Source organism: Moheibacter sediminis (assembly GCF_900176425.1).
Classification (GTDB): Bacteria; Bacteroidota; Bacteroidia; order Flavobacteriales; family Weeksellaceae; genus Moheibacter; species Moheibacter sediminis.
Genome location: NZ_FWXS01000001.1, coordinates 208466 through 228624 on the forward strand (window position 1 = coordinate 208466; position 20159 = coordinate 228624).

The following is a 20159-nucleotide window of genomic DNA, read 5'->3' on the forward strand; positions in this document are numbered from 1 at the left end:
AAATTACATCAATTTCTATACCTGATTTGAGTATTTTTGACGCGTTCTTATAAATTATTTTTGAGCGTTGTAAAATCTATGAGGGTATATTTATTTTTTTTGGTATTATTTACAGCAATATTTTCTTATTCTCAGGACGTCGAAAGCCAAATAGAGAAAAATTATCAGGAATACAGAAGATTAGTTGATGCTAATCCTGATTCGGCTTTGATTTACCTTTCAGAATCTAAAAAGCTCAACGAAAAAAACAATGATTTGGATTGGAGCGCGAGGATTTATTATGGAATAGGTTATTCTTATTTTGTCAAACAAAAATATATTGTAGCATTAGAAAATTTCAATCAAGCAGTTGGATTTGCCAAACAATCTTCTAATTCTAACATACTCAGCAAATCTTATAATCAAATAGGATTAATTTATTCTTTTCAAAATGATTACAAAAAAGCTTTAAATTATTTTCACAGCTCATTAAATATTTCGGAAAATAGAGAAGAGTTAAGTGATAATACAATGTCTGTGCTTTCCAATATAGCGGATCTGTATATCTTACAGCAAGATACAATAAGTGCTTTAAGATATTACCACCAAGCCGTGAAAATCGGAGAAAGAGAAGATAAAAAAGCTATTTTGGCTGGGGTGCTCAATAACATTGCTGTGTCTTACATGGACAATAACAAAGACAGTACAGAATTTTATCTAAAAAAAGCACTTCAGATCTATAAAGAAACTAATAACTCATATGGGCAAATTATGACTCAGAATAATTTGGCTACAACTTATATGAATTTCACATCTGTTGAAGATTATCCACAATCATTGAGATATTTAAATGAATCATTAAGACTGAGTCAGGCAACCAAAAATATAGATGCTGAGTTTTTTACATACTATTATTTGGGAAATTATTTTGAAGAAGCAGAGCGCGATAATGTTAACGCAAAAAATTATTACGAAAAAGCATTTGATATGCTTAAGCGAGGATATAAAAACGATTACACAATTGAACTGTACAAAAGCCTGTCTCGCGTTTATTTAAAATTAGGAGATTACAAAAATGCTTACGAATTTCAGAAAATACAGCATGAATTGCAGGACAGTATATTCAGCGTTCAGAAAAATAAACAATTTCACGAAACCCAAACAAAATTTGATGTTGAACGCAAAAACACTCAAATCCAACTATTAAATAAAGAAACACAAATCGAAAAAGGCCATAAAAGACTTATTCTAATAGGATCAATTTTATTAATCATTCCTCTTTTGCTGCTCGCAGTTTTCTACAGGACACGCATGAGATATCAACAAACCATCAGTGAGCAAGATAAATTGTTATTCGAAAAAGAAAAAGAAACCATAAAAGCCAAAAACCTTATCGAAGGCCAAAACATGGAGCGAAGCCGTATCGCCAAAGAGTTACACGATGGTGTAGGAGGCAGATTGTCAGCCATTAAAATCAAAATGGATCAGTTAAATACTACAACTATCCAAGATTCAGAACTTGATTATTGCATCAAACAACTACAAGATACAGCCAGAGAAATCAGAGTAATTTCACATGAATTAAACGAAAACAAAATAAATGAATTAAATTTCGTACATTTAGTAACTCATTTAATAGATGATTATAAATTTTATTTCAATGGAGAAATTCATTTCAATATCTTTCCCGAAGATAAGTATGAAAAAATAACGGGAGTAAATAAACATTATTTATATCGTGTCATCCAGGAAATCCTATCCAACTGCCTGAAATATGCCGAAGCCGAAAATATCTATGTGGATTGTACGTTTGACGAAGTGTATAGAATCATCATAGACGATGACGGCAAAGGGTTTGATGTAGCAAATGTGAAAAAAGGAATGGGGATGGATAACATTCGAAAGAGAGTAGAAACATTACAAGGAAAGTTACATGTAGACTCACAAATCGGAAGAGGAGCAACGTTTATCATGGAAATTCCGGAAAATGGAACAGAATAAAATCAAAATCGGAATCGTAGATGACCATCAGTTAATTCTTGATGGACTCGAAAAATTACTTAAAAGTGTAGAAAATTACGAAGTCGTTTTCATCGAAAACAAAGCTTCTGTCGCGTTACAATACATGGAAAATAACCCAGTGGATTTGGTAATTTCAGATGTAGCAATGCCTGACATGAACGGAGCGGAATTCATTAAAAAGCTGAAGCAGCACCATCCAAAAGTCAAAATTCTTGTTTTGTCGATGTACAAAACAGATTTGATAGACGAAAACGATATAAACGGATATTTACTCAAAGAATCCTCAAGTGAAACCATTCTAAAAAAAGTAAATGACATTCTTACCAACGAGGCCAAAACCCATGCGCCTGCATTAGATAAAAGCCATAGCAGCTTGTCGAAACGTGAAAAAGAAATCGTCATCGAAATCGGACATGGACTCTCTTCAGAACAAATAGCCGAAAAACTATTCTTAAGCTACTATACGGTAGAAACACACAAAAAAAACATCTACCTCAAACTCAATGTAAAAACCACAGCCGAACTCATCAAAAAAGCAATTTACATCGGGATTATTACATAAATTACTTACTCAATCTGTGCTTCACAAACTCGATTTCAGTTTTACCATGCGCTTTTGGCAAGCCATTTTCATCGAGATTAACCATCGTGATATTCTCCACTGCAATTATATTCTCATGCGTCATCATATTTCTCACAACGCACTTCAGAACTATTGAACTCGTACCAAATTTCACCACATCCATCCCGATTTCTACAATGTCACCTTCACGCGCAGAACTCATGAAATTAATTTCCGACATAAACTTCGTCACAACATGTGGATTCTCCAATTGCACAATCGAATAAAGTGCCGCTTCCTCATCAATCCAAGCCAACAAAGTACCACCAAACAAAGTCTTATTTGGATTCAAATCCTGGGGCTTTACCCATTTTCTGGTATGAAATCTCATCAAATTTAATTTAGATATAAATTTAGCTTACATTCTTCAAACCCAAAGCGAACCACAATTATTTTTTTTGGACGCGCCTTCGGCCGGGCTGGCAGCACTCGCTTCCCGATTCCGCAAAGGCGGATCGGGAGAGCTCAGACAGATGCCTTCATCCCTCGCGCAGAAAAAAACGCAAAATTCAGAAAGACAATTATTTATCTTCTTTTGGGAACAACAATAACCAATTTCCAAATTCCTATTTCCTGCTCGACTTGATCGCCAACACCAGCAAAACCGCAATTGGAATCAACATTCCAAGTATATACAATTTATTCACCGTAAAAATTTCAGGATAGAAAATTATCGGAGCGATCAACCCCACTATCGCACCGCCCAAATGCGCTTCATGACCGATATTTCCCAACTGTTTCTGCATCCCATAAACCGAATACCCTAAATACAATATTCCGAAAACCCATCCAGGCATTGGAATGATGAACATCAATCCTAAAGTCATATCCGGATAAGCCGCTATCGCCGCAAACAAAACGCCTGAAACCCCACCCGAAGCGCCCACCGCCGAATAATAAGGATTGTCACGCTGAAAGAATAACGCTAAAAAGTTTCCACCTAAAATTGACAACAAAAATACCACTGCAAACATGATATATCCCATCGTCATATTCACTACACCCGCAGTTCCATAAACAAAATAGGACGGTGCCGAAAAGTATTGTATCACCACATTAGCAAAGAAATACAACGTCAACATGTTGAAAATCAAATGTGTAAAATCAACATGCAAAAATCCAGAAGTCAGAATTCTGTCATATTGTTTCCCATTCAAAACCGCTCCCGTCTGGAATTTATAACGGTTAAAAAATCCGGGATCGTTGAATCCTTTCATGCTCACAATGACATTGATTGCGATGATAATTATAGTGATGATTGCGATGTTCATGTTTTACTTTAAATGATAAATGATAAATTTTTTAGCTGAAAAATTAAATCTTTGGTATTAGAATAATTTTCAAATTCTCAAATAAGCGAATCTTTAAATTAAAAAAGCGTTGCTTGCTGTGTATCATCCGGGTCAATGATTTCATTGTCTTGGAAAGGAATGATTTCTTCTTCCTCTTCTTCGATTGCCGGATGCAGATTGATTTGTTTGATTTTATGCGAAGTCAGTTGGTTGCCTTGCGCTTTGATTCCTTTTACTGAAATAAATTCTTCCAAATCCACCACTTCAGCTTCGCGTTCTACGCCTTTTATTTTTGGAAAAATTAAATCCACCACAGGTTTTTTCTGTGTCGTAACCAATTCTACAAATGAATTGGAATCTTCCAAAAAGAAAAACGGTTGCGGATTCAAAGTGTCTTCCAGCAAAAATCTTTTCACAAAATAACGCTGTTTTTCAGCGTCGTAATAAATAGCAGAAATCGGTTTTTGCGGATTCCATTTTTCGATTGCAAGCAATTCTTCATCATAACGATTACTCAACTCAAACGTAGTCAACTTTACTTCGCCTTTGTCCGTGATGGTAAGGATTTTATCTCCTCCTTTGAATGCACCGAGCAATTCACCGCGGCTATCCGCATTCAATCTTTTTACCGTATCATCAAACCAAATTTTTCGCGGTGCCAATGTAGAGACACCTTCTTCCTTCAGTTCGACTTTTTTGATTGGATATTTCGTCACGAGATTTCCTTTGCTGTTTCTGCCTTTTACTGCCAATTCAGAAAAATCAATATCAAATTTCAATTTCTTCAAACGCTGATGGGGTTTGAGTAAAATCTGAATTGTTTCGGCTTCACCATTAGGATTCGGAGAAAAATACAATACTTCAGAAAATTTATTTCCATTGGTCATATCGTATTCCTTGTCACGCGTGATTCCAGTAACGGGAAATCTTTTCATGTACGAAGGACCATTTTTACCATCGCGGTAAATCATATTGTAAATGGTTCGTTTGTCATTTTTGTTCCAAACGGCAATGTGGAGAATTCCTTTTCCTATAAAGGTTTTTGCATCGACTTTTGTCACGAGCATTACGCCGTCATCTTTGAAAACGATGATGTCATCAATGTCCGAACATTCAAACAAAAATTCATCTTTTTTGAGTGAAGTTCCGATGAAACCTTCGACTCTGTCCACATACATCCTTACGTTGGCAACCGCAACTTTGGTCGCGTCAATCGTATCAAATATGCGGATTTCAGTTTTTCTTTGGCGGTCTTTTCCGTATTTGGTTTTTAAATTTTTGAAATAATCAATTGCATAATCAATCAAATTTTCAAGATGGAATTTCACCTGTTCGATTTTGCCTTCGAGTGCTTCTATATTTTGCTGCGCTTTGTCCAAATCAAATTTTGAAATTCTTTTGATTCGTATTTCAGTCAATCTCACAATGTCATCTTCGGTTACCTCACGCACCAAATGTCCGATGTGCGGTTTCAATCCCAGATCAATCGCGTTGATTACACCTTCCCAAGTTTCTTGTTCTTCAATGTCGCGGTAAATTCTTTTTTCGATGAAAATTCTTTCCAAAGAAGCAAAATGCCACTGTTCTTGTAATTCATTCAATTCGATTTCCAATTCCCGTTTCAGAAGGCTGACCGTACTGTCGGTGTTATGTCTGAGGATTTCAGAAACATTGAGAAACTGCGGGGTGTTGACATTGATGACACAAGCATTTGGCGAAATTGAAATTTCACAATCCGTAAACGCATACAATGCATCGATCATCTTATCAGGCGAAACGCCGGGTGCTAGATGAACGAGGATTTCCACGTCTTGAGCTGTATTATCTTCTACTTTTTTAAGTTTAATTTTTCCTTTGTCATTTGCTTTGAGGATTGAATCAATTAAACTGCCGGTAGTCGTTCCAAATGGGATTTCGGTTATCTTTAAAGTTGCTTTATCTTCTTGTTGAATTCTGGCTCTGACTCTGACTTTTCCACCACGTTGCCCGTCATTGTAATCACTTATATCAATGAATCCACCTGTCATAAAATCAGGGTAAATCGTAAATCTTTTTCCTTTCAGATGAAGGATAGAAGCATCAATTAATTCATTAAAATTATGCGGCAAAACTTTGGTAGAAAGCCCAACTGCAATTCCTTCAACTCCTTGCGCAAGCAGCAACGGGAATTTTACAGGTAAGTCATTGGGCTCTTTATTTCTTCCGTCATAAGAAGGAAGCCATTCTGTTGTTTTTGGGTTGTAAACCACTTCCAGCGCAAAAGGAGTTAATCTTGCTTCTATGTAACGCGAAGCTGCGGCTCCGTCACCGGTTAGGATATTTCCCCAATTTCCCTGTGTATCGATGAGCAATTCTTTCTGCCCGATTTGGACCATCGCATCTGTAATTGCCATGTCACCGTGCGGATGGTATTTCATCGTATTTCCAACCACGTTCGCAACTTTGTTGTAACGTCCGTCTTCGAGTTCCCGCATGGAATGGAGAATTCTTCTCTGCACGGGTTTCAATCCATCAAAAATAGATGGAATTGCTCTTTCTAGAATTACATACGAGGCATAGTCGAGAAACCAGTCCTCATACATTCCCGAAATTTTCTTTATAGTTTCTTCGTTTTGGTGATCATTCATCGTGTTCCGACTCTTCTGTATGTGTTGCTAATTCTTTGTTATTCTTGATAATTTTATTGAGAGATCTTTTCAGATCGTTGGTTTCTGATTTGCTTAAAAATGTAATGTTAAACTTTAATTTTGTCACCCCGTGTGCAGTTCTTTTGCTGGTAACATACATTTCCAATGTTTTCTTGAAAAAAGAATGCTGGATTTTGAAAGATACCAGTTTTTTCTTTGGAAAGTCCATGACTATTTTCTGTTTTGGAAAATATTTTGACCAAAAAATGTCTTTGGTTCTGATATTAATTACTTCTCCATCACTATCATATTCTACATGTTGGTGCCCTAGAAAATACAATATCAAAAATAACATAAGTATAATTGCTATTAGAAAATAGGGTGAGATGATGCTTACGATAATTCCAATAGGAATGACAATAAGAGTCATTGTAGCCAATAAAGCTAAGAATAGTAATGCGTAAAATTTTTCAATAAATGGAATCAGTCTTTTGTTGTTAATTCTCATAACATCGTTTGTAGGTTTCATAATTTAGGTTTTTGGTTTGTTAGAAGTTTTTTAGTTTAGTGAATTTAGCTTTTAATCAAATCATAAATCTGTTTTTAAATTATTTACAATGAATTCTTGTCTTGTCGGTGTGTTTTTCCCCATGTAAAATTCCAATAAATTCTCTATAGTAGTATCTTTTCCAATCATTACCGGTTCGAGTTTAATGTCTTTTCCGATGAAATTTTTAAATTCATCAGGAGAGATTTCTCCCAACCCTTTGAATCGTGTGATTTCAGGATTTTTCCCTAATTCATTCAATGCATTGATTCTTTCTTCTTCCGTGTAACAATAGCGCGTTTCTTTTTTATTTCGAACCCTAAACAAAGGCGTTTGCAAAATGTACAAATGTCCTTCACGAATCAAATCCGGAAAAAATTGCAAAAAGAAAGTAATCAAAAGCAAACGAATATGCATACCATCGACGTCGGCATCAGTCGCAATCACCACATTGTTGTAACGCAATTCTTCCAATCCATCTTCTATATTTAAAGCCGCCTGAAGCAAATTGAATTCTTCATTTTCATAAACGATTTTTTTGGTCAAACCATAAGAATTCAAAGGCTTACCGCGTAAACTGAAAACCGCTTGCGTTTCCACACTTCGGCTTTTGGTAATCGAACCACTTGCAGAATCACCCTCCGTAATGAAAATAGTAGTATCGAGTTTCAGTTGTGATTTTTGATCGTTATAGTGCTGGCGGCAATCGCGCAGTTTTTTATTGTGTAAACTAACTTTTTTAGCACGTTCACGTGCTAATTTCTGAATTCCGGAAAGTTCTTTTCGCTCGATTTCTGCCTGACGGATTTTTCTTTCCAGATTTTGCGCAGCTTCAGGATTTTTATGTAAAAAATTATCTAACTGCGTTTTGATGAAATCATTTACGAAAGTTCTGACTGTTAATAAACCAGGTCCCATTTCGGTCGAACCCAATTTGGTTTTGGTTTGCGATTCGAAAACAGGTTCCATCACTTTAATCGCAACTGCTGCGATGATAGATTTTCGAATATCACTCGGATCGTAATTTTTTCCGTAAAATTCTCTTACAGTTTTCACAATCGCCTCTTTGAAAGCCGTCAAATGTGTTCCTCCCTGCGTTGTATTTTGTCCGTTGACGAAGGAATAATAAGTTTCCGAATAAGAACGTCCGCTATGCGTCAGCGCGACTTCGATGTCTTCACCTTTCAGATGGATGATGTCGTAAACGATTTCCTCATCGATATTGTCTTGCAATAAATCCTTTAAACCATTTTCTGAATAAAACTCTTCACCATTGAAAATGATTTTTAATCCGGGATTTAAGTAAACATAATTTTTGAGCATTCGCTCAACGTATTCCTTTCTGAATTTATAATTTTTGAAAATTTCCGCATCCGGAATAAATGTCATTTTTGTTCCCTTGCGGATGGTTGTTTCCTTTTCAGGCTCTTCGTTCGTCATGTTTCCATAAGCGAATTCGGCAATTTTGGTTTTGTTGTCACGAATGGATTGAACTCTAAAATAAGACGAAAGCGCATTTACAGCTTTCGTTCCGACTCCATTTAAACCAACCGATTTTTTGAACGCACGGGAATCGTATTTCCCGCCGGTATTCATTTTAGAAACTGCATCAACCATTTTTCCCAAAGGAATTCCACGACCATAATCGCGGATTGTTACTTCGGTATCTGTGAGATTGATTTCCACAGTTTTTCCGGCACCCATTACAAATTCATCAATTGAGTTATCGATGATTTCTTTCAATAGGATATAAATTCCATCATCCTGCGAAGAACCATCACCCAATTTTCCGATGTACATCCCCGGACGCATACGAATATGTTCGCGCCAATCGAGGGTTTTGATGTTGTCTTCGGTGTAATTTGAAGTTGGGTTGAGGGTTAAATCCGGTTCTAATTCTGACATTTCACAAAAATAGAAAATTCTGAGTTGATTACTAAATCTTTAGACTTGAAAATTTTTAAAAAATTCTTCAAGATTAATTTTAAACAAGTATTTGAATTATTTTCCTATTAAGATTAAAAATTTATTGTTTTTCAATAAATAATTATTAATATTTGCAAAAATAATTTATTTATGAAAACAAATACTCAACACATCTTGACCGTAATGAAAATCATTGCTTGGCTTGCATTCGTGGGATTTTCTATCCAATGTACTGCACAAATCACTGCGCTTGTCGTTGGTTTTGTAAAACCTGAATTTGCTCCGAATTTATACAAAGTCGATGAAAACTGGTTCAAACTGAAAGAAGAATCTGACTTAATTTTTATTTGTATTATGTCAATAATCATTGCGATTTCTGCTTTCAAAGCCAATGTCTGGTACACGGTTATCAAACTTTTCGATTCATTAAATCTTGACAATCCATTTACAATTGAAGTTGCTAAAAAATTAGAGGGCATCGCCTGGCAATTGTTAGTAGTTTGGATTGCGGGAGCGATTGGAAGCGGTTATTTGAAAAACGTTCAAAAATTTCAGGAAATAGATTTTCTATATTTGGACAATGAAGGTGAATTTCTTTTCGTGGCGGGAATTATTTATATTATTTCACAAATTTTCAAACGCGGAGTTGAATTGCAGGAAGAAAGTGAATTAACGGTATAAATTATGGCAATCATTGTAAATCTGGATGTGATGATGGCGAAACGAAAAATGTCGCTCAATGAACTTTCTGAAAAAGTGGACATCACACTTTCCAATTTATCCATTTTGAAAACAGGAAAAGCAAAGGCTGTCAGATTCAGTACGTTGGAAGCGATTTGTAAAGCGCTCGATTGCCAACCGGGAGATATTTTGGAGTTCGCAAATGATGATTAAATTTACAAAATGAACTTTCAGTCAAAACTTCCAAACGTCGGCACCAATATATTCACGGTAATGTCTCGTTTCGCGCAACGACACGATGCAGTAAATCTTTCCCAGGGATTTCCTGATTATGATTGTTCTCCCGAGTTGATTCATCACGTGAATGAAGCGATGAAAAAGGGATACAATCAATATTCGCCCATGTCAGGTGTGAAAGAATTGCGTGAAGAAATTGCAAAAAAATATGAAGATTTATACGGCGAAAAATACGATTCCGAATCTGAAATTACTATAACTTCCGGTGGTTCCGAAGCGATTTTTTCTGCTATTTCTGCGGTTGTGAATCGGGGAGATGAAGTCATTATTTTTGAGCCAGCTTTCGATTTATACAGACCAATTATTGAATTGTTTGGTGGAATTGTGAAAGAAGTCATCTTGAAAGCACCTGATTTTAAAATTGACTGGAATGAAGTCAGAAATTTAATTTCAGACAAAACAAAATTAATCATCACCAATAATCCAGGAAACCCTTCAACGGTTACTTTGAAGGAATCTGATTTTGAACATTTGAATGAAATTTTAAAAGATTCAAATATTCTTTTGCTGAGCGATGAAGTTTATGAACATATCGTTTTTGATGGAGAGAAATTTCTAAGTGCTGCGAGATTTCCTGAGTTAAAAGAACGAACTTTTATCGTGGCTTCTTTTGGGAAATTGTTTCACATTACGGGTTGGAAAACCGGATATTGCATTGCGCCGGAATGGCTGACGAATGAACTCCGTAAAGTGCACCAATTCAATGTTTTTTGTGTGAATACGCCTGTTCAATATGGCTTGGCAGAATTCCTGAAAAACAAAGATGAATATTTAAATCTGCCCGAATTTTTCCAGCATAAAAGAGGCTTTTTGATGAATGGTTTGAATTCAACACCATTTAAAATCATTAAACCCGAAGGGAGTTATTTTTTGTTGGCTGATTATTCAGAGATTTCAGATTTGAAAGATACTGATTTTGCATTTCATTTAACCGAAAAGTTCAAAGTAGCGACAATTCCCGTTTCAGCATTTTATAAAAATTATACTGAACAAAAATTGGTACGTTTTTGTTTCGCCAAAAAAGAAGAAACAATGGAGAAAGCTTTACAAAATTTACAAAAACTTCAGCATGGGATTTAAATTGGTTTGTACAAATTGCTGCACTTCATTTTCGGTTGGAAATGATGGACAAGACATAAAAAATACTGCAAAATGCAGAACCTGCGGCAAACCGGCTCATATTCTCCATCATAAATTTAAACCACCGAAAAAGAAAGCCAAAAAAGAATGGAAACTGGTGGAGATTTTAATTCAAAATGGATTTGATTTTTCCTCGGCTTATGTGCCTTTGATTGACAATAAAAATCAATTTTGGGGAAATCTGAAAGTCAATTACCCTGACAATTTGGAAGATGTAAAATCATTCATTGAATACGCCGAAACATTTAAGCAGAAAAAATAATCCAACTTTACCAAATCGTAAATTCTTTCAATTTAGTTCAGAAAATCAGTTTAGAATTTAAAAATATGATTTTCAACGAATTGAATGTCGATTTTGTTGTGTCTTCACTTTAAGGAAATTTAATTTACAGATATTGATAAATTAAAGTCTAAGCCAAGTATAATCAGGAGTTTTGCGGGAAACACAATAAAAAAATGAAAAAAGTTTACTCTTTAGTAATCTTGTGCTTTTTCAGTCTATTTTTTCTGAAAGTCCAGGCGCAGGATTTAATCCATTATTGGAATTTTAATGATGCCACATCAGAGCAGTCACTATTGACTTCTCAGAGCGTAGTTTCAGGTAGTTCAATTACTTACACTTTGGCTGCGACAACAGAAGTTGCCAGCGATGAAGGTTCAGGATTTGAAGCCGCCAATGAAAATGCAAGAAACGGAGATCTCTCAGAAAAGCATTTGAGATTTAACAATCCGATTGACGGAACACTTACTTTTTCCCTTCCTACAACAGGTTATGAGAATCCAATTGTAAAATTTACAACAAGAAGGTCAGGTTCAGGAGCTGGAACTCAGATTTGGAGTTACAGTTTAAATGGAACAGATTATGCAGCGCTTCCGGCGGAAGTTCATGCTACCCCAAATGTTTTTCCTAACAACGGAAATCCTAATCTAGTAACCTTTGATTTTTCTTCAATTGCTGGAGCGGACGACAATCAGAATTTTAAATTAAAAGTTGAATTTGCTGTTGGAAATGGTGGAAATGTGGGAAATAATCGTTTCGACAATTTCACTATGGACGCTTCTCAGGCAGGAGGCGTAGATACTACTCCGCCGTCAGCGACATTTTATCCTTTGAATAATTCAACGAATGTTGCAGTAGATGACCAAGTAACTATTTCTTTCAATGAAGCTGTTCGTTTATTGAACAATGACGCATTGACCCCGGCGAATATTCAGAATATTATTGAATTCAAATCAGGAGGAGAAAACGGAACTGCAATTGCTTTTACGGCATCCATCACTGGAAATACAATTTATTTGACACCAAATGTTGCTTTAAATAACAGCCAGAATTATTATGTAGCTGTTAAAGCAAATTCTATCGAAGACCATAGCAATAATGCATTGGAATCAGTAGTTTCAACTTCCTTCACAACAATTGCATTGCAGACGGCATTCAACGCAGGAGACATCGCTTTCTTGGGTTATAGAATGAACAATTCAGATTCCGAGGACGAAATTGCTTTGTTGATTTTAAAAGACATCGACGCAGGAACTTTCTTGACAATTACAGATGCTAAATATACTTCCAATTCTGTAGAACAATGTTCAGGCGGATTGGTTTGGACAGTTGGTGAAAATGACTGTATCTCAGCGGGAACGATTGTGAGAATTTTTACAGACGCAGCAACGACTTCACATGGAACATTGACCGGAAGTGGATTTGGATTGAGTTCAGGCGGTGACCAGGTAATTATTTATGCAGGAACAGCTGGCACGCCAACTTATGTGACTGCATTGTCTTCAAACGGATGGGTTGCAAACAACACTTCTTGTTCGGGAAGCAATTCTCAACAACCTGCAGGGTTGGTTGACGGAACTTCTGCATTGAATACTTCTACTGCTCCGGGAAGTGTAGATGGAAATGCAGTAAATGCTTATTACAATGGACCTGTAACAGGTGATTTGGCAACGATTAAAGCCAATGTATTCAATCCTGCAAACTGGATTGCAATCGGTGGTTCAACTCCTTCTCAGCTTTGGCCTGAATGGAATTTCCCATCTTCATTGAAAGTTAACTCAGCCGTGGTTGTTAATCCAACTACAATTGAAATTGAATTTAACCAAACAGTAAACGAAGCATCTGCTGAAAACATTGCAAACTATACAGGAATTGAAGGTTTGGAGTCTGCAACTTTGGAAGGAAACACGGTTTCACTGATCTATTCAACACCATTCAGCGGTACGGAAACTTATACTTTGGTAGTGTCAAATGTGGAAGATGCAGTTGGAAATGCAATGAATTGTCCGTTTACTCATGAGTTTTCTTACAATACTTCTCTGTCATTGGCTTCAACTTTTGTCGTGGTAAATGAAGATGCAGGAACTTTGGAATTTGCTTTAAATTTAATTAATCCGGCAGTAGCATCGATTGATGTTGTTGTGAAAGGAGCACCTTTCAGTACTGCTGACGGAGATGATTTTACTTTAGAATCTCATACGATTAATTTCACGGCAGCAAGTTCATTGAACCAAATTATTTCAATTCCAATTATTGATGATAATATTGAAGAACAACAAGCTGAGTATTTCGTATTGAGCTTTGAAAATCCTGTAGGATTGACTTTGAACGGAGAATCATTGGCAACCATTTTCATCAAAGATAATGATAGATTAGCACCCGTTCCTTCAGAGCAGCTAACTTTGGATTATGTCAGAAGTTTTGATCCATCAGGAGAAGGAGATGCTTCAACTGAAGTTGTGGTGTATGATGCGGAATCAAAAAGATTATTCGCAACAAGTGGAATTCAAAATAATTTAGACATCATTGATTTCACAGATCCAACTGAACCAAGCGTAATCGAATCAATCGATATGACTGAATATGGTTCTTTGACAAGTGTTGCTGTGAAAAACGGAATTCTTGCAGTGGCTTCGCCAAATACGAATGTTACTGAAAATGGAAAAGTGATTTTCTTCGATACTGACGGAACTTACATCAGCGAAGTTACAGTGGGAGTTTTACCAGATAACGTAGTTTTCTCCCCGGACGGAACTAAAGTTTTGACTGCAAACGAAGGTCAGCCAAATCAAGATTATTCAATCGATCCGGAAGGTTCAGTTTCAGTAATTGATGTTTCAAACGGAGTAGTTGGAATCACACAAGACAAAGTTTCAACTTTATTATTTACTGAATTTAATTCTCAAGAATCAACTTTGATTGCTTCGGGAGTTAGAAAATTGAAATTGACAAGTACACTTTCTCAGGATTTCGAACCTGAATATATCGCTGTAAATGCAGAATCAACAAAAGCTTGGGTGACTTTGCAGGAAAACAATGCGATAGCTGAAATTGATTTAACTGCAAAAACAATTACTTCGGTTTGGGCAATGGGAATTAAGGATATGAGTTTGCCTGGAAATGGATTCGATGCTTCTGACAACAACGGTGAAGTATTGATTGCGAACTGGCCCGTTGAGGCTTATTACATTCCTGATGCTGTGGGAACTTATGCTGTCAATGGCGTAAATTACATTGTGACGGCAAACGAAGGTGACGAAAAAGAATATACAGGATTTGAAGAAAGAGTAGCTTTAGGTTCAAACAATTATGAATTAGATGCAGCAGCATTTCCTCATGGTTCAATCTTGAAACAAAACCACAACTTAGGTCGTTTCAGAGTAACGAATCTTCACGGAGATTTGAACAACGATGGTAAATTTGAAAAAATCAGAAGCGTGGGATCAAGATCATTCTCAATTTTTAATGCTGATACAAAAGAAATTGTATTTGACAGCGGAGACGATTTTGAAATGTACACTTCAGCACATTATCCTGAAATCTTCAATTCAGACCACGAAGAAAATGCACCAAAAGGAAGAAGCCGTTCAAAAGGTCCTGAGCCGGAAGGTGTGACGATTGCTCAACTGAGTGAAGAAACTTTTGCTTTCATCGCGCTGGAAAGAGTAGGAGGTGTGATGGTTTACAACGTGACCAACCCTGCACAGCCGGTTTTTGCAGATTATAAAAATGCAAGAAGTACTTCATCTTATGGTGGTGACAACGGAGCGGAAACATTGATTTACATTTCTCCTGCAGATTCTCCGACTGAAAAAGCATATTTGGTGATTGCCAATGAAGTAAGTGGAACTTTGACCATTTATGAAGTGAATAGTGATCTGCTTTCTGTTAAAGATGCTGTAAATGATATAAAAACATTTGCGATTTTCCCAAATCCTGCTAAAGATGGAGTTGTTTATTTCAACCGTGAAGCATCTGTTCAGGTGTATGATTTAAATGGAAAATTGATTTTCAAAGGTGATAAATTGAAAGAATTAAATACTTCAAGCTACGCTTCTGGAATCTACATCATCAAAACACAAGAAGGAATCAGTAAAAAACTGATTGTGAAATAAAAGCATAAATAATATAGCTGTCTTAATGTATTTATGGTCGGAAGAATTATTTCTTCCGGCTTTTTTGTTTCCAAATTGTAGTAAAGATTCTCTGATATGTAGAAGATTATAATCTTAAAACATAAAAATAGTCGGAAGAAATTCCGACTATCTGTGGTCTAAAGACTTCTTTTTTATTATAAGTAAATTATAGAATTACTTCGTCTTTATTAATTTCTGCGTATATTTTTTCGCAACATTTCTTTCGATTGCTTTGATCATATCGACCGCGATATCCTTTCCTGTTGCCCCTTCAATTCCTTCCAATCCCGGAGAAGAATTTACTTCCAGCAACAAAGGTCCTTTTGCAGAACGGATCAAATCCACTCCCGCTACTTCCAATCCCATCGCTTTTGCAGCCTTGATAGCAAGACGTCTTTCTTCTTTGGTAATTCGTACTACAGAACCTGTTCCACCCAAGTGGATGTTCGCACGGAATTCACCCGGAGGCGCCTCTCTTTGCATCGCTGCTACCACTTTTCCATCGATAACGAAACAACGTAAATCTTTACCATTCGCTTCTTTGATAAATTCCTGAACCAGTATGTTCGCATTCAAACTTTTAAAAGCATTAATTACAGATTCTGCTGCTTTTTTAGTTTCAGCCAAAACAACTCCTTTTCCCTGTGTTCCTTCTAAAAGTTTCACAATCAAAGGCGAACCACCAACCATTTTGATCAAATCATTTGTATCCAAAGGTGAATTTGCAAATCCCGTAATTGGAATATCCAATCCATTGTTCAATAATAATTGAAGCGAATACAATTTATCTCTTGAATGGGTAATCGCCGCAGAACCGTTTAATGCATAAACTCCCAAAGACTCAAACTGACGTGTCAATGCACAACCATAATAAGTCATGCTCGGACGGATTCTCGGTATTACAGCATCCAAATCATTCAGGACACGCCCACCACGGTAATGCACTTCTGGTGTTTTCGCGTCGAGTTTGATGTAACATTGCTTGATGTTGAAAAATTCTATATGGTGCCCCAATTGTTCACCCGCTTCTACGATTCTTTGGTTGCTGTACAATTCCGGATTACTGGCTAATATCCCGATGCGCAGACCTTCTATATTTTCAGTATTCTTATTGTATAAAGCCTCAACCGTTTGTCTGTCCAGTTCCCCAAACATAAAACTGCTCTCCGGATCCACCAGCATCTTCCCCCGCATTGCCTCACGCCCAAGCAGCATTCGGTAACCCATAGAATCACGATTGGTCAATGAAATTTCAATTTCCCATGCTTCTTCATTTACCTTCAGGTGTGTTTTGACTACATAACGCATCTCACGTGTACCCGTCGAACTTTTAATGTGGCGCATATCCACTACTTGAGCTTCACAATGCATCACGCGTTTTCCGTCAAACTGTATCGGAAATACATCAAACGAAACCCAAGGCTCACTATTCCTTTGAAAAGGCATTATATTTACAGCATGCAGCGCAGAAGTTTTGGCACCGCTGTCCACACGCACTTTTATCTTAGGTAATCCTAAACCGGGGAGAGAGACCCACTCCTCACTTCCCGCAACCATTTTTGTATTCATGGAAATTGGTTTTTGTTAGTACGAAAGTAAATAAACTTTTCAAAGCTGCCCAATTATTCAAAATGAATTCAAAAACAACTTCATTTATTTAATATTTAATTCAAATTAAGTCCATCCCAAAAAATCTAAAATCAATAACGTCATCATCATTAAATATTAAACACTAAAAATTAATTATTGATTTGGGCGGCATTTCGCGCTGCTCCGGGGTTTCGTACTCGCTCTCACTCGCACACCAGCTCGTTCCTCGCTGCCCTGCACATCACGGCCGCGGGAAAAACGTCTATTCAACTTTGAAAAAGTTTCAAACTTTTTCAAAGTTTTTCAAAGTTCTGCCCAACATCTCCCATATACTATCAACCTAAACCCATCGACCAAAATCAAAACTCTCTTACATTTGTAACAAACTCCAAATTTTTCCGACTTACCCTAAAGTCAATTATTATCATGAAGAATCTTTTTTCATTTACCATCATTCTTGTATCCGCTTTCGCTTTTTCACAGCAAAAATGGACCTTGCTCGAATGTGTAAACCATGCAGCAGACAACAACCTGACTATACAGCAAAGCCGTATCAACGAGCAGCTTTTCGAAAATACCCTCAAAAATGCAAACAACCAATGGTTGCCCACTGCCACGGGATATTTCGACAACTCTTTGACGGTTGGCACTAACAACCCTGTGATTAATAAGGGTTACCAGCAATACAACAATAGTTTAGGTGTTAATTCCAACATTACCATTTTCAATGGTGGATTAGTTCATTTAAATAAAGAAAAATCAGCTTTGGGTGTAGAGTCAAGTAAACTCCAAACGGAAAGCGTTACCAATGATATTTCCCTGATGGTTGTAAATTATTATTTAAATGTCATGCTCAACCGTGAGCTTCTTCAAATTGCAGAAGGAAATCTTGTCTTAAATGAAAATCAGCTCGACCGCGTTCAGAAACAATTCAATGAAGGAGTAGTTGCACGTGCCGATTTGGTGCAGGCAGAAGCCAACGTTGCTCAAGAACGAAAAAATGTTGCCGATGCGAAGATTGAAGTCGAAAGAGCTTTGTTCAATCTTGCAGTTTTATTGCAACTTCCTGATTACAGACAATTCGATGTGGTAACGATTCCAGTTCCTGACAATTTGGAATTAGGACTTTATGATATGAATGAAATCCTTGAAACTGCTTACCGCGAACAGCCTTCGGTGAAAAAAGCAGAAGTGGATGTGGAATCTGCAGGAAAAGACATAGACATCGCCAAAACAGGATTGCTTCCGACTGTAACAGGAACTTATAATTTAGGGACGAGTTATGCAGATTATTTTAACAAAGGTTTGATGACTGATGCGTGGCTGAGTCAGTGGTATGACAATATCACCAATGTCTTTGGGGTAAGTGTTCAGATTCCGATTTTTGAAAAATTCAACAACAAAGTAAACATCGAACGTGCAACCATCAACCAATCTTTGAGTCAAAATACACTCGATTTGCAAAAACAAACCATCCGCGAAAATGTCCAGGAAGCATATTTCAATGTAAATACTTCTTATCAGGCATTTGAATTTGCCAAAGAAAGTGTCCGTACTAACGAGGTTTCCGCCGATTTTGCCCAAAGAAGTTTCGATGCAGGTGTTTTGAATATTTATGATTTGAACATCGCAAGAAACAACTTGGTTGTGGCGCAATCTCAAATGGCACAGGCCAAATACAATTTCATCTTTAGGTTAAAAGTCCTGGACTTCTATGCAGGAAGACCTTTGACCGAAGGATTGTAATTATTTTCGTCAATCAATGGTTTATGTTTAAATTTGTATTTAAATCATTTCAGAATGTTGACAGAAAGCCCAAAATATATTACTGATAAAAAAGGAAAAAAGATTTCTGTGATTCTTCCAATTAAAGAATATGAAGATATTTTAGAAAAACTGGAAGAAATGGAGGATGTTCGTCTGTATGATGAGGCGAAAAAAGAAGACACAGGAGAGCGTGTTTTGTTTTCAGATTATGTGAAAAAACGAACAGCTAAAAATGGCTGAGTACACAATTATTTTATCCAAAAAAGCTGAGAAACAATTAGACAAATTGAACGACACAATCGTTTTACCCATATTAAATTCCATTTCAGAATTAGCAATAAATCCTCGCCCAGTTGGTTATAAAAAACTAAAAGGAAGAAAAGGATGTAGAATCAGAGTCGGTGATTATAGAGTGATTTATGAGATAATCGATAAGGAAATGATTGTTGAAGTCATTGCGCTCGGTCACCGAAAAGATATTTACGATTAAATTATAAAAATGACAATTCTACACATAGAAACTTCCACTAAAAACTGCTCCGTTTCGATTTCACGAAATGGTAAAATGCTTTGCCTTTGTGAAGAATATGACCAGAATTATGGTCATTCAGAAAAGCTGCATCAATTTGTGAATTGGGCATTGGAAGGTGCTGAAATTTCATTGAAAGAACTGGATGCGGTTTGTGTTTCCAAAGGTCCTGGAAGTTATACCGGATTGCGAATTGGAGTTTCGGCGGCGAAAGGTTTTTGTTTTGGGTTGGATATTCCTTTGATTTCTTTGAACTCGTTAGAGATTTTGGGGCAAACGCAGATTGATAAAGGTTTTGATTTGATCATCCCGATGATCGATGCACGGCGAATGGAAGTTTATACTGCTAGTTTTGATGATAATGGGAAAATGATTTCGGATATCGAAGCTAAAGTCCTTGATGAAACTTCTTTCCAGGAATTGGCGGATAAAAAAACTGCTTTCGTTGGTGATGCAGTTGAAAAAAGTAAGCCCGTTTTGAACCTTCCCCATGCGGAATTTATTGAAGGCATTCATCCTTCGGCGAAGCAAATGATTGCTTTGGCTGAGAAGAAATTTATCCAGAAAGAATTTGAAGATGTGGCTTACTTTGAGCCGTTTTATCTGAAAGAATTTATTGCTGGAATTAAAAAATCTTAATTTTTTTGTGATTTAGAACTACGAAAAATCTTTTATTTTTTAGATTTTTCATTTTCCCTCCGTTTCATTCAAAATGACATATGTT

The 20159-nt window shown here is 36.5% G+C and carries 18 protein-coding genes; 12 read left to right on the forward strand and 6 right to left on the reverse strand.

Features of this window, described 5'->3' with window-relative positions; translation table 11 throughout:
* Positions 1-78 precede the first annotated feature (78 nt).
* Both B8977_RS00875 and B8977_RS00880 read left to right on the forward strand, forming a co-directional pair.
* Positions 79-1980 carry a tetratricopeptide repeat-containing sensor histidine kinase gene (locus B8977_RS00875; protein ID WP_084015392.1) on the forward strand — a complete coding sequence of 634 codons (1902 nt, stop codon included), beginning with the start codon at positions 79-81 and terminating at the stop codon, positions 1978-1980.
* Entirely contained in the window at positions 1967-2563 is a 597-nt protein-coding gene (locus tag B8977_RS00880) for a response regulator transcription factor (RefSeq protein WP_084015393.1), read from the forward strand. The genes B8977_RS00875 and B8977_RS00880 overlap by 14 nt, the downstream gene beginning before the upstream one ends.
* A 1-nt stretch (position 2564) precedes the next feature.
* On the opposite strand, the gene B8977_RS00885 is transcribed toward B8977_RS00880, so the two are convergent.
* Positions 2565-2954 (reverse strand): acyl-CoA thioesterase, encoded by a 390-nt coding sequence (locus B8977_RS00885; protein WP_084015394.1) that lies wholly within the window; start codon positions 2952-2954, stop codon positions 2565-2567.
* Between the two features lie 67 nt (positions 2955-3021).
* Between B8977_RS00885 and B8977_RS15055 the strand changes: the two genes are divergently transcribed.
* Entirely contained in the window at positions 3022-3174 is a 153-nt protein-coding gene (locus tag B8977_RS15055; RefSeq protein ID WP_159447433.1) for a hypothetical protein, read from the forward strand.
* Positions 3175-3189: 15 nt separating this feature from the next.
* Here B8977_RS15055 and B8977_RS00890 read toward each other — a convergent pair whose 3' ends face one another.
* From B8977_RS00890 to B8977_RS00905, 4 genes are all read right to left on the reverse strand, one after another.
* Complete coding sequence (locus B8977_RS00890) at positions 3190-3894, reverse strand: rhomboid family intramembrane serine protease (RefSeq protein WP_084015395.1); 705 nt, start codon at positions 3892-3894, stop codon at positions 3190-3192.
* A gap of 98 nt (positions 3895-3992) precedes the next feature.
* The gene (locus B8977_RS00895; RefSeq protein ID WP_084015396.1) at positions 3993-6542 is read right to left on the reverse strand and encodes a DNA gyrase/topoisomerase IV subunit A; all 2550 of its coding nucleotides are present in this window, start codon (positions 6540-6542) and stop codon (positions 3993-3995) included.
* Positions 6535-7071, reverse strand: a complete 537-nt coding sequence (locus B8977_RS00900) for a hypothetical protein (protein WP_143736264.1) — start codon at positions 7069-7071, stop codon at positions 6535-6537. Before B8977_RS00900 ends, B8977_RS00895 begins: the two co-directional genes overlap by 8 nt.
* A 60-nt stretch (positions 7072-7131) precedes the next feature.
* Positions 7132-8994, reverse strand: coding sequence for a DNA topoisomerase IV subunit B (locus B8977_RS00905; protein WP_084015398.1), 1863 nt, complete (start codon positions 8992-8994; stop codon positions 7132-7134).
* A 171-nt stretch (positions 8995-9165) separates the two neighbouring features.
* Here B8977_RS00905 and B8977_RS00910 point away from each other — a divergent pair, with 171 nt between their 5' ends.
* The 5 genes from B8977_RS00910 (at position 9166) to B8977_RS00930 (ending at position 15528) form a co-directional block, all read left to right on the forward strand.
* Positions 9166-9696 carry a DUF2975 domain-containing protein gene (locus B8977_RS00910; protein ID WP_084015399.1) on the forward strand — a complete coding sequence of 177 codons (531 nt, stop codon included), beginning with the start codon at positions 9166-9168 and terminating at the stop codon, positions 9694-9696.
* Between the two features lie 3 nt (positions 9697-9699).
* Positions 9700-9909, forward strand: a complete 210-nt coding sequence (locus tag B8977_RS00915) for a helix-turn-helix domain-containing protein (protein ID WP_084015400.1) — start codon at positions 9700-9702, stop codon at positions 9907-9909.
* A gap of 9 nt (positions 9910-9918) precedes the next feature.
* Positions 9919-11073 carry a methionine aminotransferase gene (locus B8977_RS00920; RefSeq protein ID WP_084015401.1) on the forward strand — a complete coding sequence of 385 codons (1155 nt, stop codon included), beginning with the start codon at positions 9919-9921 and terminating at the stop codon, positions 11071-11073.
* Entirely contained in the window at positions 11063-11395 is a 333-nt protein-coding gene (locus B8977_RS00925) for a hypothetical protein (RefSeq protein ID WP_084015402.1), read from the forward strand. The genes B8977_RS00920 and B8977_RS00925 overlap by 11 nt, the downstream gene beginning before the upstream one ends.
* 194 nt (positions 11396-11589) lie before the next feature.
* Entirely contained in the window at positions 11590-15528 is a 3939-nt protein-coding gene (locus B8977_RS00930; RefSeq protein WP_084015403.1) for a choice-of-anchor I family protein, read from the forward strand.
* A 195-nt stretch (positions 15529-15723) separates the two neighbouring features.
* On the opposite strand, the gene rimK is transcribed toward B8977_RS00930, so the two are convergent.
* On the reverse strand, positions 15724-17118 hold the full coding sequence (rimK, locus tag B8977_RS00935; RefSeq protein WP_084015404.1) for a 30S ribosomal protein S6--L-glutamate ligase: 1395 nt from the start codon (positions 17116-17118) through the stop codon (positions 15724-15726).
* Positions 17119-17565: 447 nt separating this feature from the next.
* On the opposite strand from rimK, the gene B8977_RS00940 reads away from it, so the two are divergent.
* The 4 genes from B8977_RS00940 to tsaB are packed head-to-tail and all read left to right on the forward strand — an operon-like array spanning position 17566 to position 20074.
* Positions 17566-18885, forward strand: coding sequence for a TolC family protein (locus tag B8977_RS00940; protein WP_084015405.1), 1320 nt, complete (start codon positions 17566-17568; stop codon positions 18883-18885).
* Positions 18886-18939: 54 nt separating this feature from the next.
* Positions 18940-19146, forward strand: a complete 207-nt coding sequence (locus tag B8977_RS00945; RefSeq protein WP_084015406.1) for a hypothetical protein — start codon at positions 18940-18942, stop codon at positions 19144-19146.
* Positions 19139-19396: a type II toxin-antitoxin system RelE family toxin gene (locus tag B8977_RS00950; protein WP_084015407.1), complete on the forward strand. Its 258-nt coding sequence runs from the start codon at positions 19139-19141 to the stop codon at positions 19394-19396. The genes B8977_RS00945 and B8977_RS00950 overlap by 8 nt, the downstream gene beginning before the upstream one ends.
* Positions 19397-19405: 9 nt before the next feature.
* Positions 19406-20074, forward strand: coding sequence for a tRNA (adenosine(37)-N6)-threonylcarbamoyltransferase complex dimerization subunit type 1 TsaB (tsaB, locus tag B8977_RS00955; protein WP_084015408.1), 669 nt, complete (start codon positions 19406-19408; stop codon positions 20072-20074).
* Positions 20075-20159: the final 85 nt, after the last annotated feature.

Bases quoted from the DNA above. Each gene is read 5' to 3' on its own strand.
- B8977_RS00880 (WP_084015393.1), top strand. From the start codon at position 1,967: ATGGAACAGAATAAAATCAAAATCGGAATCGTAGATGACCATCAGTTA.
- B8977_RS00895 (WP_084015396.1), bottom strand. From the start codon at position 6,542: ATGAATGATCACCAAAACGAAGAAACTATAAAGAAAATTTCGGGAATG.
- B8977_RS00885 (WP_084015394.1), bottom strand. From the start codon at position 2,954: ATGAGATTTCATACCAGAAAATGGGTAAAGCCCCAGGATTTGAATCCA.
- B8977_RS00920 (WP_084015401.1), top strand. From the start codon at position 9,919: ATGAACTTTCAGTCAAAACTTCCAAACGTCGGCACCAATATATTCACG.
- B8977_RS00905 (WP_084015398.1), bottom strand. From the start codon at position 8,994: ATGTCAGAATTAGAACCGGATTTAACCCTCAACCCAACTTCAAATTAC.
- B8977_RS00890 (WP_084015395.1), bottom strand. From the start codon at position 3,894: ATGAACATCGCAATCATCACTATAATTATCATCGCAATCAATGTCATT.
- B8977_RS00910 (WP_084015399.1), top strand. From the start codon at position 9,166: ATGAAAACAAATACTCAACACATCTTGACCGTAATGAAAATCATTGCT.
- B8977_RS00925 (WP_084015402.1), top strand. From the start codon at position 11,063: ATGGGATTTAAATTGGTTTGTACAAATTGCTGCACTTCATTTTCGGTT.
- B8977_RS00930 (WP_084015403.1), top strand. From the start codon at position 11,590: ATGAAAAAAGTTTACTCTTTAGTAATCTTGTGCTTTTTCAGTCTATTT.
- B8977_RS00950 (WP_084015407.1), top strand. From the start codon at position 19,139: ATGGCTGAGTACACAATTATTTTATCCAAAAAAGCTGAGAAACAATTA.
- B8977_RS00945 (WP_084015406.1), top strand. From the start codon at position 18,940: ATGTTGACAGAAAGCCCAAAATATATTACTGATAAAAAAGGAAAAAAG.
- B8977_RS00900 (WP_143736264.1), bottom strand. From the start codon at position 7,071: ATGAAACCTACAAACGATGTTATGAGAATTAACAACAAAAGACTGATT.
- B8977_RS00875 (WP_084015392.1), top strand. From the start codon at position 79: ATGAGGGTATATTTATTTTTTTTGGTATTATTTACAGCAATATTTTCT.
- tsaB (WP_084015408.1), top strand. From the start codon at position 19,406: ATGACAATTCTACACATAGAAACTTCCACTAAAAACTGCTCCGTTTCG.
- B8977_RS00940 (WP_084015405.1), top strand. From the start codon at position 17,566: ATGAAGAATCTTTTTTCATTTACCATCATTCTTGTATCCGCTTTCGCT.
- B8977_RS00915 (WP_084015400.1), top strand. From the start codon at position 9,700: ATGGCAATCATTGTAAATCTGGATGTGATGATGGCGAAACGAAAAATG.
- rimK (WP_084015404.1), bottom strand. From the start codon at position 17,118: ATGAATACAAAAATGGTTGCGGGAAGTGAGGAGTGGGTCTCTCTCCCC.